15 protein-coding genes and 1 riboswitch are annotated in these 13,830 nt (G+C 42.4%); of the genes, 1 reads left to right on the top strand and 14 read right to left on the bottom strand.

The genetic code is table 11. The annotated features are described in order from the left end of the window. Window positions 1-160: 160 nt before the first annotated feature. The 8 genes from EP57_RS05695 to EP57_RS05660 all read right to left on the bottom strand — a co-directional run bounded on the left by EP57_RS05695 (window position 161) and on the right by EP57_RS05660 (window position 5,102). Window positions 161-775: a 7-carboxy-7-deazaguanine synthase QueE gene (locus tag EP57_RS05695; protein WP_036084956.1), complete on the bottom strand. Its 615-nt coding sequence runs from the start codon at window positions 773-775 to the stop codon at window positions 161-163. Then, entirely contained in the window at window positions 772-1,200 is a 429-nt protein-coding gene (gene queD / locus EP57_RS05690; protein ID WP_036084954.1) for a 6-carboxytetrahydropterin synthase QueD, read from the bottom strand. The genes EP57_RS05695 and queD overlap by 4 nt, the downstream gene beginning before the upstream one ends. Continuing rightward, on the bottom strand, window positions 1,197-1,865 hold the full coding sequence (queC, locus tag EP57_RS05685; RefSeq protein WP_206539126.1) for a 7-cyano-7-deazaguanine synthase QueC: 669 nt from the start codon (window positions 1,863-1,865) through the stop codon (window positions 1,197-1,199). Before queC ends, queD begins: the two co-directional genes overlap by 4 nt. Before the next feature lie 12 nt (window positions 1,866-1,877). Next, complete coding sequence (queF, locus tag EP57_RS05680) at window positions 1,878-2,369, bottom strand: preQ(1) synthase (protein ID WP_036084950.1); 492 nt, start codon at window positions 2,367-2,369, stop codon at window positions 1,878-1,880. A 10-nt stretch (window positions 2,370-2,379) separates the two neighbouring features. Beyond that, window positions 2,380-2,424: riboswitch (PreQ1 riboswitch) on the bottom strand. Window positions 2,425-2,554: 130 nt separating this feature from the next. Beyond that, the gene (locus EP57_RS05675; RefSeq protein ID WP_143812828.1) at window positions 2,555-3,397 is read right to left on the bottom strand and encodes a hypothetical protein; all 843 of its coding nucleotides are present in this window, start codon (window positions 3,395-3,397) and stop codon (window positions 2,555-2,557) included. Between the two features lie 120 nt (window positions 3,398-3,517). Then, window positions 3,518-3,883 (bottom strand): fluoride efflux transporter CrcB, encoded by a 366-nt coding sequence (gene crcB, locus EP57_RS05670; RefSeq protein WP_036084946.1) that lies wholly within the window; start codon window positions 3,881-3,883, stop codon window positions 3,518-3,520. Next, window positions 3,883-4,296 carry a fluoride efflux transporter CrcB gene (gene crcB / locus EP57_RS05665; RefSeq protein ID WP_036084944.1) on the bottom strand — a complete coding sequence of 138 codons (414 nt, stop codon included), beginning with the start codon at window positions 4,294-4,296 and terminating at the stop codon, window positions 3,883-3,885. The genes crcB (EP57_RS05670) and crcB (EP57_RS05665) overlap by 1 nt, the downstream gene beginning before the upstream one ends. 14 nt (window positions 4,297-4,310) lie before the next feature. Continuing rightward, a complete protein-coding gene (locus EP57_RS05660; RefSeq protein ID WP_036084942.1) occupies window positions 4,311-5,102 on the bottom strand; it encodes a ChbG/HpnK family deacetylase in 792 nt (263 codons plus the stop codon). A 78-nt stretch (window positions 5,103-5,180) separates the two neighbouring features. Between EP57_RS05660 and EP57_RS05655 the strand changes: the two genes are divergently transcribed. Then, a complete protein-coding gene (locus EP57_RS05655) occupies window positions 5,181-5,741 on the top strand; it encodes an LOG family protein (RefSeq protein WP_036084940.1) in 561 nt (186 codons plus the stop codon). A gap of 47 nt (window positions 5,742-5,788) precedes the next feature. Here EP57_RS05655 and EP57_RS05650 read toward each other — a convergent pair whose 3' ends face one another. The 6 genes from EP57_RS05650 to EP57_RS05625 form a co-directional block, all read right to left on the bottom strand. Next, a complete protein-coding gene (locus tag EP57_RS05650; RefSeq protein ID WP_036084938.1) occupies window positions 5,789-7,003 on the bottom strand; it encodes an amidohydrolase in 1,215 nt (404 codons plus the stop codon). A gap of 135 nt (window positions 7,004-7,138) precedes the next feature. Continuing rightward, window positions 7,139-7,663 carry an HdeD family acid-resistance protein gene (locus EP57_RS05645; protein WP_036084936.1) on the bottom strand — a complete coding sequence of 175 codons (525 nt, stop codon included), beginning with the start codon at window positions 7,661-7,663 and terminating at the stop codon, window positions 7,139-7,141. Window positions 7,664-7,816: 153 nt separating this feature from the next. Continuing rightward, window positions 7,817-8,890, bottom strand: coding sequence for a chitinase (locus tag EP57_RS05640; RefSeq protein WP_036084933.1), 1,074 nt, complete (start codon window positions 8,888-8,890; stop codon window positions 7,817-7,819). Window positions 8,891-9,165: 275 nt separating this feature from the next. Beyond that, window positions 9,166-10,086 (bottom strand): LysR family transcriptional regulator, encoded by a 921-nt coding sequence (locus tag EP57_RS05635; RefSeq protein WP_036084932.1) that lies wholly within the window; start codon window positions 10,084-10,086, stop codon window positions 9,166-9,168. Between the two features lie 88 nt (window positions 10,087-10,174). Then, window positions 10,175-11,938 (bottom strand): CocE/NonD family hydrolase, encoded by a 1,764-nt coding sequence (locus EP57_RS05630; protein WP_036084930.1) that lies wholly within the window; start codon window positions 11,936-11,938, stop codon window positions 10,175-10,177. Window positions 11,939-12,264: 326 nt separating this feature from the next. Continuing rightward, entirely contained in the window at window positions 12,265-13,701 is a 1,437-nt protein-coding gene (locus EP57_RS05625; RefSeq protein ID WP_036084928.1) for a glycoside hydrolase family 1 protein, read from the bottom strand. Between the last annotated feature and the right edge of the window lie 129 nt (window positions 13,702-13,830).

The raw sequence follows: 13,830 nt of genomic DNA, 5'->3' as shown, positions 1-13,830 counted from the left end.
TAACTTCATGTTAACAGTGCCACATAAAGAAACTCCCAAGCCAATTTAAGTTTTTCCTAAAGAAAGGTTCAAGCCAGTTTCAAAACAAGAAGAAAACCGTCATTTAACGCACAAAAAAGCCTACCTCAACATAATGTCAAGATAAGCTTCCTTTCAAAATTTATTCAATTCCCGCTAATTTATGTGTCTGAATACTAAGCGCCCATTTATTCTCGCCACGCGTAGCGTTCAGCTGTCCCAATTGACGAATCGTTTCTAGCATATTAAAATCACCATCCACCTCACACGGCGATAAATAATACCGTTTCGCAGGAATCAGAGCTTCAATCTGCGCACAAAACGCCTGAACATCGCCATCCACAACAATCCGCACCTCATCCGCTTGCGACAAATGACGTTTCTCATACATGTTACTGTATAATCGCTTCGGACTCGTCGCCACATAATCAATTTCCACAGGCACATCCTTCAAGCCATTCGTCTCAATCGCCAAATAGTAACCTTCCGCTTTCAAAACTTGCAAAAGTTCCTCAATTCCGCGTTGAATCGTTGGCTCCCCGCCTGTGATAACAATGTTTCGCGCCTCATATTTATGCACTTCAGCCAAAATCTGTTCCCCCGTCATCATCACAAACTCATTATAATTCGTGTCACACCACGGACAATCCAGATTACACCGTCCAAACCGAATAAAAACGCTCGGCATTCCCGTGTTGTAGCCCTCACCCTGCATCGTCTCAAAAATCTCCACAATCCGATACTCGCGATGCATCATGACAGTTCACCCGTATACTCACAAAAAGACGTCGGTGTCTCCCCTAAACGTATCGCCGAAACCGGCAAGTACGGCGCTAACCAATCATAAATCACCATCGCAAGCCCCTCTGCCGTCGAACGACAAGGTAACGCCACTGTTTTCCGCTCCATTTCCTGAAGCAATTTTGCAACGCGGCACTCATTTTCATTTTCCTCAAAATACGCAAAAGCATGATCCAATTTCGCCGTCACATGTTCCTTCACAATCCGCTTAATATCGCCATAATCCAGCACCATCCCAGCGCTAGACCCCGTCGTAATCAGCGCTCCGGCAACTTCCACTTGCAGCGTATACGTATGCCCATGCAAATTATGACATTTCCCGTCATGCCCATCCAACATGTGCCCCATATCAAACGTAAATTCCTTCGCAATCTTCATCATAACGCCGTCCCAGCCTTCTGCGCCAAGTACTCCGTCAAGCCCTTCTCCCGCAACTCACAGCTAGGGCACTCGCCACATCCGCCGTCCACGCCCATATAACACGTATGCGTATGCTCCCGAACATAGTCCAGCCGTCCCAGCTCATCCGCCAAAGCCCACGTCTCGGCCTTCGTCAAATACATAAGCGGCGTCTTCACAACAAACGGAAAATCCATCGCCAAATTCAGCGTCACGTTCATCGACTTCACAAACACATCGCGACAATCCGGATACCCGCTAAAGTCCGTCTCACATACACCAATAATAATATCCGTAATGCCTTGCCCCTTCGCATACGTTCCCGCAAGCAACAAGAACAGCGCATTACGCCCATCAACAAACGTATTCGGATACTCCTCCGATTCCCCTTGCGAAATCTCCATCGAATCATCCATCAACGCATTATTTGTCGTTTGTTTTATAACCGACGTATCAATCACCGTCTGCTTCACATTCAAATCCCGCACAATCCATTTTGCCTTACTCAGCTCAATTGCGTGCCGCTGACCATAGAAAAACGTGATAACCTCCACGTTCTCTTTCCCATAATCCTGAATCGCTTGAAACAAACACGTCGTCGAATCTTGCCCACCAGAAAAAATCACTAACGCTTTTTTATTTGTCATTTTCATTTCCTCCTACCGATTATCCACTTTTTCAGGGTACATATCATGATTCATTAAGCGATGCATCGCAACTTCTTCAAAGCGCGTGCCTGGTTTCCCATAATTCGCATATGGATCAATCGAAATCCCACCACGCGGCGTGAATTTCCCCCATACTTCAATGTATTTTGGCCCCATAAGTTTGATCAAATCTTTCATAATAATATTGATACAATCCTCATGAAAATCGCCATGGTTTCGGAAACTAAACAAATAAAGCTTCAGTGACTTACTTTCAACCATTTTTTCGCCGGGCACATAAGAAATATAAATCGTCGCAAAGTCAGGCTGCCCAGTCATCGGACAAAGACTCGTAAACTCAGGGCAATTAAACTTCACAAAGTAATCATTATCTGGATGCTTATTCGGAAATGCTTCCAACACTTCCGGCGCGTAATCCATCCGATACTCCGTCCCCTGATTTCCTAAATGTGTGACACCAGCTAGTTCATCTTGGTTTCTCATATTTACTTTTCACTCCTTAGTTTTTTATCGTGGGATAGTTTCGAACCACGGAAACTTACTTTCTTAGCTTCTTTTAGAAATTAACACAGTTTTTGGAAATAGTCAAAGAAGAGGCAAAAACATTCAGGGTCGCCAAACCACTGAATATTTCAACCTCTTCTAGCGTTTCTAACAAAAATGTATATTCATTTTTTCCCAATAGCTGGGTAAGTGCTTAAATAAATATTCCCGCCTAACTCCAGAAAAAGCTCGTTTTCTAGAGGAATGTCATTAATCACGTCATGAATGATATGATTAATCAGATTCGCATGTTCCTTTATCAGAGGACCGTGCGAATCTGGTGTTGGCATAATAATAAGGTGAGAATCATAGCCATATTTTCTATATAGATATTTATTCAATTCCACTAATTGCTGAAAACCGTAATCCCTCATTCCTGTATAAAAATAGAACTTTTTATTTTCAACCGTAACAGGGTAACTGGAAAGCAAGCCTTGAAAATCTTTTACTTTTTTCTCAAAATTTGCATCGTTATTAAAAAATAACTTTCGGCCACTTTCTCCATACGGCGCTGTTGATATTCTTAAATCCGGAACCATTCCAAAAACTTTTGTAACGTAGGGATTTATTAGACCGTAAAGCGTTGACCCGACGCCTCCCTTGGAACTTCCAATTAATACGACTTCTTTATAATTATGTTTGCAAATAAATTGCGAAAGTTTATCATTGAAACTCCGGATAATCAATTCTCCATGATCAAACATGTACCAGCCATAGAGTTGTGAGTAATAATCCTCAATAAAAAAGAAATCCAGTTGAGTAATTTGTTCAGAAAGTTTATGGAAATGGTAATAGGTATGCGTATCTTGAATAGATTCTGGACTTACCGTCCCAGCAACAATTTTATTTGCATATTCTTCATTAAACTTGGTGAAAGCTCCTTGAAACACAACAATAAGTGTGTCCGAGCCTCTTTTTATATGTTTTCCCTCAAATCGAATAGCTATTTCGTTTACCTCCTTAGACAAAAACACTAGTTCAAATATTATACTTTCATCTTACCACAGTAATGAAAAAGAGGGAACATTCGTTTGAAATATTTTGACTATAATTGAATCTTATGAACTACACATTTCAGAGCCTCTCCTTCACACGATAAGCAAGCCTACAAACATTCCCACAACTACTAATACAAGACCCACAGAATACGTCACAACTTGATACAAAATAACTTTCTTCCATTTTCGTTCTGCCGATAATTGCACGCTTTCCAATTTGAACGTTGAAAAAGTCGTAAATGCCCCTAAAAATCCCGTTGTCGCGAGCAAATTCCAATCGGTGCCTAGTTGAAGTTGCACAACAACGCCCAACACAAAGGCTCCGCTCAAGTTAATAACTAACGTCGCAATCGGAAAGTCCCATTTTACACGGCGTTTTATCCAAGTCGACAAAGCGTATCGTGCGTTAGCACCGAAAAAGGCGCCAATTGCAATGGAAATCACATGTAGCCACATCACACATCGCCCTCCTTCACAGCTTCTCGCTTCCGCACAAACCGCCGCTCACCCAGCCTAAAACCAAGCCACGCCAACAAATTTCCCGCTAAAAAACTGAGCCCTACATATGTAACCGCTGAAATCGCATGCCCCGACTCAAATAACTGCACTGTCTCCAAAGTGAACGTCGAAAAAGTCGTATAAGCACCTAAAAATCCCGTCCCAATCGCCACGACCAAGTCCGTATTCAGTATCGTCAGCCGAAACAAATACGTCGTCAAATAAGCCAGCACAAAGCACCCACTCAAATTCACAAGCAGCGTTCCTAACGGAAAATCAGCACCCCAAAACGCACCAACTCCCATGCCAACAAAATAACGGCACAGCGCCCCAAGCACGCCCGCCGTTCCAATCATTAAAAACCGTTTCATCCGCGACGCTCACCTCATTTCCTTTTCAAATCAGCAAAACTAATACGTTCCAAATCGTGCGCATCAAACCAAGCCCGAACTCGCGGATCACACAACGTCTCAAGCTCCCGACAACGCGGCGTCGTCATCGAAGAATTATCCAACACAAACTGATCCAAAAAGCCAGCATCAAAATGCATCTCAATAACCTTCGACGTATCCTGCTTAAGCAACGCAAAATCATCGCGCAAGAAATGCTCCACATGCGTTCCCGCCTCGATAAACGGCAAGCCATTAACCTCTAGCAACAATCCCGTCTCCAAATACCCTGGCAATGACGGCCAAACTTTATCCCCGCTATATTTCAGCGTCGTATGAATCCCATATTCCAACGCAATATCATAAAATGCCTGATCCACCGTCTCGTCCCCAACCGCATGACAATCAATATGCTCCGGATAATACCCTAACAACTCGCGAAACCGCTCCACCTGCGCAATCGTCTCCCGTCGCACCTCATCATACACGAAATGCCCTTGCCCACTCCGATAATACGCTGACCGATGAAAATTCCCGTCCGCATCCACCATCGAAGGAATTTTTGCAGGGTCGGAACACGGTTTTCCTAATAAGAAGTTTGTATGCTGTCCAATGAACAAGTCTGGGCAAGCCACGCGCGAAATGTTCACCGCGTGCTCCGCCGCATCCAGATTAGGCATCAACAACGTCGAACTAACAATCCCGTTCAAATACGCCTCCATCACGCCATAATTAATCCCTTTTGACATCCCGAAATCATCCGCATTTACAATTACTTTTTGTCTCATTTTAGCGACCTCCATTCCAAACACTGCTTCCCTATTATGATATACTAATTTTAAAAATAAAGGAAATGAGGAATCATTATGAATATCGTTGTATATTGTGGCGCAAACAAAGGCAATAACCCCGTCTACGAACAAGCCACCATCGCAGTTGGCGAATGGATCGCTAGAAATAATAATACACTCGTATACGGCGGCGGTCGCTCCGGCCTTATGGGTATTTTAGCAGACACCGTTATCGCGTCAGGCGGTAAGGCAATCGGCATCATCCCGACCTTTCTAAAAGAACGCGAACTCGCCCACCCTCACTTAACCGAGCTAATCATCGTGGACACAATGGATGAGCGCAAACAAAAAATGCTTGACCTCGGAAACGCCTGCATCGCATTACCCGGCGGCCCCGGAACACTTGAAGAAATCACCGAAGTCGTCTCATGGTCCAGACTCGGCCAGAACAACAACCCTTGCATTTTCTACAACGAAAGCGACTACTACAGACCAATCCAACAATTCTACGACGACATGGTCCAAAATGACTTCCTAACCGTAGAAGACCGCAGCAAAATCTTATTTTCTAACTCCGTTGACGAAATCCATTCGTTCATCACAGACTATGTACCTCCGATTATACGTACATATTAAAAAAATGCCTCACAAAGCAGCGTTATGCTTTACGAGGCATTTCTTATTTACAGTTCCCCAGCAACAACATTACCGCGGAAAACGGTAGCTTTTCGTGTCGAACGTCGAGCAACTAATTCTGCCGTACAACTCGCATCCACTAAAACAAAATTCGCATCATCGCCCACCTTTGGCCAAACCTGATTCCCGTTTTTATCCAGCGGTGTGACACCATTTGTAATCAAACCTAGCGTTTGCGCCAATCTGTCTTCCGTCACGCGCCCCGTAATTTCACCAAGCCTACCGATTCGTTCCAATAAATCAGCATTACCATACGGCGACCAGCAATCATACACATTATCGCAACCAACATGCACCGTCACACCGGCTTCCTCCAAATCATTAATCGGCGGCATCTGACCACCAATCGGCACACTAGTAACAATAGCAACACGCTCCGTCGCAAGCTCCCCAAAAAGTTCTGCCTTCTCTGCCCCATCAAAATCTCCCAACGCAAACGCATGACTCACGGCCACCCGCCCCTGTAATTGAGACTCTTTCACAAGCTCCAACAACTTCCAAAACGTCGCTTTCCCGACTTCCCCACGGTCATGCACATGAATATCAACACCCGCATTCTCCGCCACAGCAAGCTCAAACATTGTTTCCAACGACCGCTCCACGTCCCCATCCACATTTCCAGGATCAACCCCACCAATCAAGGTTGCCCCATTACGCAATGCCTCTCGTACAAGCGCTACACTGTCCGATCGTAGCAAACCATGTTGCGGAAATGCCACTAGCTCTGACTCCAATTTCCCACTATATCCTTGCAAAACTTCCTGAATTGTCTCCAAGTATTTCAAACCCGCTCGCGGATGCACATCAATATGTGACCGAAACATTGTCGCCCCATTCCGAAGCTCTATATCAATCAGTTTTCTCGCCCGATCCGCCATCCCAACAGGCAAAGCTGCTAACTCGTCTGTCTCTAACGTAAATCGCTCTACAATCGAATTCACTGGCGTCACTGCACTCCACGGCGCACCAAGTTTCGTTTTATCTAAATGGATATGCTTCTCCACAAACGAAGGCACAACAAGATACCCGTCCGCATTTTTCACAGGCAAATTCGCTTTATCCGCCGTCCCCGCTGTCTGTATCTCTGTTATTTTTCCATCACGCACCAATAAATCGAAAAGATCAGTCTCCGTTCCAACAACACGTCCATCGCGCCAAACAAAGCCAGTCTCCAAACGCGCATTACTCAACCAATACTCCATCCAAATCACCCCTACACCATTTTCAAAAAGCCTATCATATTTAGCGTGATTTTCCCACTAATCTAAACTAAAAAACACCCCTTCACAAGCAACCCCAAAAACAGGTTACCCGCAAAAAGGTATTTTCATGCTATCTTATTTCATCTGCTTACGAATCCCGTTAAACAACAGCAAACAAGCAATCCCTTGGAAAATAAAGAATCCGCCGAGAATCAAGCCAACTGTCACAGCAACAATTGCTGAGCTAAATAGGGAAATAATCGCGATAATCGCACCAATAATACCGATAATCAATACGAAAATCCAACCCTTAGAACCTTTTACCGAGAATGCCATCATGATGTTTAGAATCGCCGAAGCAAGTACCCAAATAACAAAAATCAACACGATGAATTTCTCACCGATATTGTTGTTAATCAAAATAATCAAACCAGCAATCAACGAAATCGCTCCGTCAAGCAAAATCCAATTTGATATTTTCAACACTTTGCGTCCCTTAAAATACGAAATAATTTCATTCAAACCATTCAATAATAGTACAATTCCAATGACAAACGTGAACGCAGCAAGCGACGTGCCTGGATTAAACACGAAATAAAGTCCTAACCCAATCATGACAAGCGCCATCACTAAAATAAAATACAAATAAAACTTACGCATTGTTCTCATCCTCCTTCGTTAGCAATTTTGCAAAAACTTTCGCTACCTTACTATACCCTAAAGAAGCCCTATAAATCCAATTTTAAGAAGGAATTAAAACATTTTGCCTACATAAAAAAACCAAGCAGCCATTGACCACTTGGTTTCGTATAATTATTTAGTTCCTAAGAATGGACCGTATGCGTTGGCGAAAGCATTATTATAACTTACACCAGCGCTGTTTTTACCTGCATCCCAGTTTGCTGACCAAGTCATGATCCCTTTAAGCGGAGTTCCCGCCGTTTTCAACATATTGAATGCGTCGTATACATTTTGTGGATTAATAACATAGCCTGTTGCTGCCGCGTCATTATTCGATGGCAAGCCGATAACTAATTTATCCGCTGGGATTTGAAGATAACCGCGCGTGCCATGAATGAGCGAATCCGCCATGTAATACAAGAATTCTTTTTTCAGTGTGTCATTGTTTTGGGCGATCCATTGGTTCGTTTCGTCCACCCAAACACCGTCGCCACCTTGATTATAAAATTGAGGCGCGATATAGTCATAGTAACCAGTTAGTGACGTGATATAGCTTTGATACGCCGCACCTGGTTTCAAATATGGGAACTCCGGAGCCATTGTGATTAGGAAGTTCTTGCCTTCCGCTGCATAGTGATTTTTAACAATTTTTAGAGCTGCCGGAATCACTGTTTGGTTGTTACCAGCCGTAATCGCCGTTTGCTCAAGGTCAATATCCAGCCCGTCAAAACCGTACGTTTCCACTTGGCGAATAATTTCGTTTGCAAAAGCCTGCTCATCACCAGTTTGCAGTTGCACGTGACCATCAGCACCACCAAGCGCTAGCACAACACTGCGTCCCTGTTTATTTAAAGCTGCAACTTGCGCGCGGAACTCACTATCCGTAAGCCCAACCGGTTTGAAAGTCGGGATTCGATTTACGCCGTCACCCTTCATGAAAGAAACCGGAACAACATTGTAAGCCGAATTAACATCTTTTAGCGCGATATCCGCCGAAGTACCTTGTTTGTAACCATCTTTACCCGTGGATTTCCAACTGTGCCAATAACCAACTAGAACTTGTTTCCCTTGAATGCTAGGCATTGCTGACGCATCATCGACCACTGCTTGAGCCTGTGTACCTCCCGTTAAAGACACACCCAGTGCCACCGCTGCCGTTAAAACTCCACCTGCTACCCATTTCTTCGTGTTCTTCCATTCAACCATTCGTAAATCCCCCTCATTGTTTACGCTTTCACCAAGCGCTCTACTTTTTGCCAAAACTACTGACATTAAGCAAATACCCTGCTAAAACAATGCAAAACCTCGAAAAAAATTGGTTCAAAATGTCATGTGTATAGACCAATCCAGATAATTAACCTCATTTGTCAACGCTTTCAAGACTATCCATTGTGTTTAAATTATTACAAAAATAAAATTGGGCTTTTTTTAGACGAAGAAATGGACTGAGAAAGTATTTCTAAATTCGTCAGTCCAGTAAACTATATTTTATTATCGCCTTTTAGTAAATCCTTTTTTACAAAACGAAACAATTCTTGAAGGAAGTTATTTGTATTATTTTTGTCAATAGCCATCACAATATTTTGGCCCTTCGTATCACTTTTTAAATCAATAATTTTGACCCGGTATTTCTCTTCAAGGCTACCATCGTTCATTCCCGAGTATAAGAACGCCAATCCGTTACCTAATGAAACCATTGATAAGCCTTCATCAAGGTCTTTTACATAGTGATTAGCTTTTAAATGAAAGCCGTTTCGAATTCCTTGGTTAATGACATAATCAACAATAACAGGTGACTGCTGCCGTTCAAGCAAGATAAAGGTTTCCTGGCTTAAGTCGGCAAAATCTACTTTATTCTTATGAGCTAACGAATTATTTGTAGGTACAGCGATTTGTAAATGATTTTTCTTGAAAATTACCTGTTCAATATTTTCACTAGCTTGGAAATAAACCGACAAATCAAATACCAAATCATATTCCCCACTACAAAGCCCATCAGACAAGTTCATCGGCGTATCTTGCTTCATTAAAAATTGGAGATTCGGATAGTTCATTTTAAACCGATCCAGCAACTCATACATTTTCCCCATATTGAAATTTGCTAAATAGCCAATCTTTAATACTTGTGGTCTTTCATGCGGGCTAGTTTGAGTATCAAACATATGAGCTAGATTGTCCATGCGTTTCAATACATCATTCACTTCAACTAAAAATTTCTCGCCCTCCTCGGATAATTCAATCTTATGGCTATGACGGATAAACAATGCCACACCTAATTCATTTTCCAATTCCTGTATTCGTCTACTTAACGTTGGTTGCGAAATGTACAGTTTTTCAGAAGCTTTCGTAAAACTACCTTCTGTCGCGACTTCCACAAAATAATTCAAGCTTGATAACTTCATAATGGCTCCATTTCAGACAAAATATTTATAGTACGTTCATTATAAAGTGAACTATTTCATTTGACAAGATATTGCCATCCGTCCATTTTTAGAAAGTCGTTAGTAAAGGGAGTTGAAGATAAGACGCATATTCGCCGCCTGTATGAAGTGTATGAATTCCCTTATTATCAGGCGTACAACCTGGTGTGCCTGGCATCACTGAGCCTAGTTCATCTTTTGTGCTTATAACTATTCTAAGAGTTTCACCTGCTTTGTATGACAGACCAAGCGGGCTTAACACAATATCAAGTGCGATAATTTCTCCACTCGCTAATTTTTCAACACGGTCAAACGTATACGCCGGAATTTCATCTGTTGCCAGCTCCTTATCAATGTGACGCATGGAAGCACGAAGACGTCCCCAAGAACCTTTGTAACGTAGTGCTGATGCTCCTTCTTGCGTGAAATCTTGAAGCGCCGCACCATGATTCGGAACGACAAATTCACTTAAAACATTGCCAAACTTGTCTAACTTTTGCACCCAAACAAAAACATCCATATCATCATATCCATCCACTTCCATGAAAAGTTTTGCTTTAGGATAGCCTACAAATTGGGTTTCTTCATCGAAAGTCATCTGGAAGGAAGTCCGACCTGGTAAGCTTTCCGGAGAATACATTACTGGAAAATCTTCTAACTCTGGATTTTCTTGTAATGTACGGAATTTCCCATTCATGTAGTAGCGTTTGTTCTCACTAGACGCAGGTGGGAAAACTTCCGATTGTAAATCCGTTTGGTTTCCTCCTTGGAAATCGATGAGCGAGTAGCGTACCCTCGGTGTCTTGTCCCAACCGTTGTCTTTTTCAAGTAAATAGTAATCGAAAAAGCGGCGTAATTCTTCCGTGTTATTTTCATCGTAATAATATGGCCATTCTTGACTATCATGGATGCGAAGCCATTTTTCTTGTGAACCTAAGGAACGCCATGAACGGAATGTGCCCATCGTGTGCAACGTATTGGAGTAACTTGCTATAACGAAAGCAGGGACCGTAATAGCACTCGCATCAGCGACTTTATCTTTCCAAACCTCCGCGTCTGCAAGCGGATAAGCTTTCATTTCCTTTACTAAATCCTCCCGTTTAGCACCTTTAGCACTGACATGATTAATTTGTAGACGTTCGATGAAATTTTCATCAGGAATACCACCGATAAAAGCTAAGTCACGATAACCATCTGCAAGCCCTTCTGTAGGGTTGATACATGTCAAATGTGGTGGCTGTGTGGAGGCGATAAACCATTGTGAAAAAGCTAAATATGACGTGCCTGTGAGAGCTGTTTTACCGTTGCACCAAGATTGTGTCGCTAACCACTCAATTAAATCATAACCATCCTCAGCTTCTTGAGAACCAATCATTGTTGTATCTCCTTCGCTATGAGCAATACCACGCATATCAGGATTACAAACAGCATACCCATGTGCACACCAGTAAGCTGGATCAGGTGCTTCGAACTTTGTCAGACCTGAGTTCCATTGATTTCCCATACCTAGCATCTGGAATAGATTTTTGTAACGAGGTGCCGTTCCCGCGCTCTTGCCGTAAGGGCTCCAAGCAATAAGAACTGGCACTTGCTCCTCTGATATTGGCAAGTAGATATCCGTATAAATTGTGACACCATCACGTAATTTCACTGGGATGTCTTTGAGCATTTTAATATCGCAAGTTAGTGGTTTGAAGCCCTCTGCGATTACCTGTCCTTTTTTCAAAATAACTTCCTTTGTTTCAAACGGACTCAAAACTCCATGTTCGATTCCATTGTCAATATATTCAAATGATGGGCTGAAGTACATTTTTTCTGTAATTTTTGTAGTCATTTATATTCCTCCTAGTTCTTATTTGATTTAGTGTTGTGGATTACTTTTAATTATACGAGCCAAAATTATAGAAGTACAATCGTTTTTCTGCATGCTCGTGTTATGTATCTATGTGATATGCGTAAAATGAATATCACTTCATGAAGCTAAAATAAAAAAAAGATATATCCAGCTTTTCATGTGCAGCGCAAGTCCGCGAAAGGGAATTTTTAGGGTTTTCGAATCATCATTTAGCATGTATACTATTATTTGTGTAGGTTATTTTTCATATTCACATACAAAAGAGCGTAAACCCTTCTCACCAAAGGACTTACGCTCTTCTCATTTTATAATTCTTTCCCGTTTGTCTCAATCACTTTCTTATACCAATAAAAACTATCTTTCGGAATCCGCGTCATTGGTGCGTCGTCCGAAATATCACGATCTACATAGACGAAACCGTAACGTTTTTGGTAGCCGTTTAACCAGCTTAATAGATCCGTGAACGACCAAGTGCAGTAGCCAAGCATATCTACGCCATCATTGATTGCTGCTTGAATCGCGCCCACATGTGAGCTCAAATAGTCAATCCGGTACGCATCGTGTACTTCGCCATCTTCTAATTTATCAAAAGCTCCCAAACCGTTTTCCGTAATCAAAATTGGTAATTGGTAACGGCTATCAATACGACGAAGCGCAATGTGTAGGCCGTCAGGATCAATTGTCCAATCCCAATCCGTTGTTTTCACGTATGGGTTTTTCACTTTTTTATACAAGCCAGGAATCCCTGTCTCTTCAGAAGTTCCTTTTTTACCAGTCGTGTTGAATGTGTTGCTTTGACCAACGCCGTCTAATGGATTATGCGCCGCTGTTGCCGATTGGTAATAGTTCAAGCCCATGAAATCTGGTTTTGCAGAGGCTAGAAGTTCCATGTCGCCTGGCTCCACAGTCGGTGCCAAGTCGTTTTCCTCCAAATAGCGCCAAACTGCTTTAGGGTATACGCCCCATGCATAAATATCCATCCAGAAATGGCTGTTCAAATCTTCCGCGTTCTCCGCAGCAAGCACATTTTTCGGATCAGTATCCACTGGATAAAACGGCGTGTACGCAAAACTTGGTCCAATTTTTCCGTCTTTTACGATTTCGTGAAACGCATTGATAACACTAGCATTCGCCAAGTTCGCAATATGGTTTACTTGGTACATACGCTTGTCATCCGTTACTTTCGGTGGGTGTAGTGCCATCGAATAGCCTAACGACACGAAAATGTTCTGTTCATTTAGGGAAACCCAATATTTCACGCGGTCGCCATAACGTTTGAACAAGGCTACGGAATAGTTCGTGAAGTCTTCAATCACTTTACGCGATTCCCAACCACCATACTCGTCCATCAATGCTTGTGGAATATCCCAATGATACAGCGTTACAAGCGGCTCGATATCATATTTCAATAACTCATCAATCAAGTTATCATAAAACTGTAGCCCCGCCTCGTTTACTTCCCCTTTACCAGTCGGGAAAATACGGCTCCAAGCAATCGAAAAACGGTATGCCTTCAGTCCCGCATCCGCCATCAACTTCACGTCTTCTTTATAACGATTGTAATGATCTACCGCCACATCACCATTCGTACCTTCATACGTCGTTCCAGGAATTTTTACAAAATTATCCCAAACAGATGGACCTTTACCGTCCGCATCCCAAGCACCTTCAATTTGATAGGCCGCCGATGCAGATCCCCACAAGAAATCTTTCGGAAAAGCTTGATCTTGTTTATGTTCCATTATTAAAACCTCCAATTAGGTAAACTCTTTACCTCTTCATTTTAAAGTATAATCTTTTAAATTGAAAGCAAGAAGCCGAATTATTAAGTCATAATTTTGTTTCTTTTTGAGCAATCCCCTCAGAAATAG

It is taken from the genome of Listeria booriae (genome assembly GCF_000766865.1).
Classification (GTDB): domain Bacteria; phylum Bacillota; class Bacilli; order Lactobacillales; family Listeriaceae; genus Listeria_A; species Listeria_A booriae.
This window is presented reverse-complemented; position numbering and strand designations above follow the sequence as displayed.

What these genes read in the sequence shown, in the direction of transcription:
- EP57_RS05695 (WP_036084956.1), bottom strand. Translation starts at nt 775, where the DNA reads ATGATGCATCGCGAGTATCGGATTGTGGAGATTTTTGAGACGATGCAG.
- queD (WP_036084954.1), bottom strand. Translation starts at nt 1,200, where the DNA reads ATGATGAAGATTGCGAAGGAATTTACGTTTGATATGGGGCACATGTTG.
- queC (WP_206539126.1), bottom strand. Translation starts at nt 1,865, where the DNA reads ATGACAAATAAAAAAGCGTTAGTGATTTTTTCTGGTGGGCAAGATTCG.
- queF (WP_036084950.1), bottom strand. Translation starts at nt 2,369, where the DNA reads ATGAGAAACCAAGATGAACTAGCTGGTGTCACACATTTAGGAAATCAG.
- crcB (WP_036084946.1), bottom strand. Translation starts at nt 3,883, where the DNA reads ATGTGGCTACATGTGATTTCCATTGCAATTGGCGCCTTTTTCGGTGCT.
- crcB (WP_036084944.1), bottom strand. Translation starts at nt 4,296, where the DNA reads ATGAAACGGTTTTTAATGATTGGAACGGCGGGCGTGCTTGGGGCGCTG.
- EP57_RS05660 (WP_036084942.1), bottom strand. Translation starts at nt 5,102, where the DNA reads ATGAGACAAAAAGTAATTGTAAATGCGGATGATTTCGGGATGTCAAAA.
- EP57_RS05655 (WP_036084940.1), top strand. Translation starts at nt 5,181, where the DNA reads ATGAATATCGTTGTATATTGTGGCGCAAACAAAGGCAATAACCCCGTC.
- EP57_RS05650 (WP_036084938.1), bottom strand. Translation starts at nt 7,003, where the DNA reads ATGGAGTATTGGTTGAGTAATGCGCGTTTGGAGACTGGCTTTGTTTGG.
- EP57_RS05645 (WP_036084936.1), bottom strand. Translation starts at nt 7,663, where the DNA reads ATGCGTAAGTTTTATTTGTATTTTATTTTAGTGATGGCGCTTGTCATG.
- EP57_RS05640 (WP_036084933.1), bottom strand. Translation starts at nt 8,890, where the DNA reads ATGGTTGAATGGAAGAACACGAAGAAATGGGTAGCAGGTGGAGTTTTA.
- EP57_RS05635 (WP_036084932.1), bottom strand. Translation starts at nt 10,086, where the DNA reads ATGAAGTTATCAAGCTTGAATTATTTTGTGGAAGTCGCGACAGAAGGT.
- EP57_RS05630 (WP_036084930.1), bottom strand. Translation starts at nt 11,938, where the DNA reads ATGACTACAAAAATTACAGAAAAAATGTACTTCAGCCCATCATTTGAA.
- EP57_RS05625 (WP_036084928.1), bottom strand. Translation starts at nt 13,701, where the DNA reads ATGGAACATAAACAAGATCAAGCTTTTCCGAAAGATTTCTTGTGGGGA.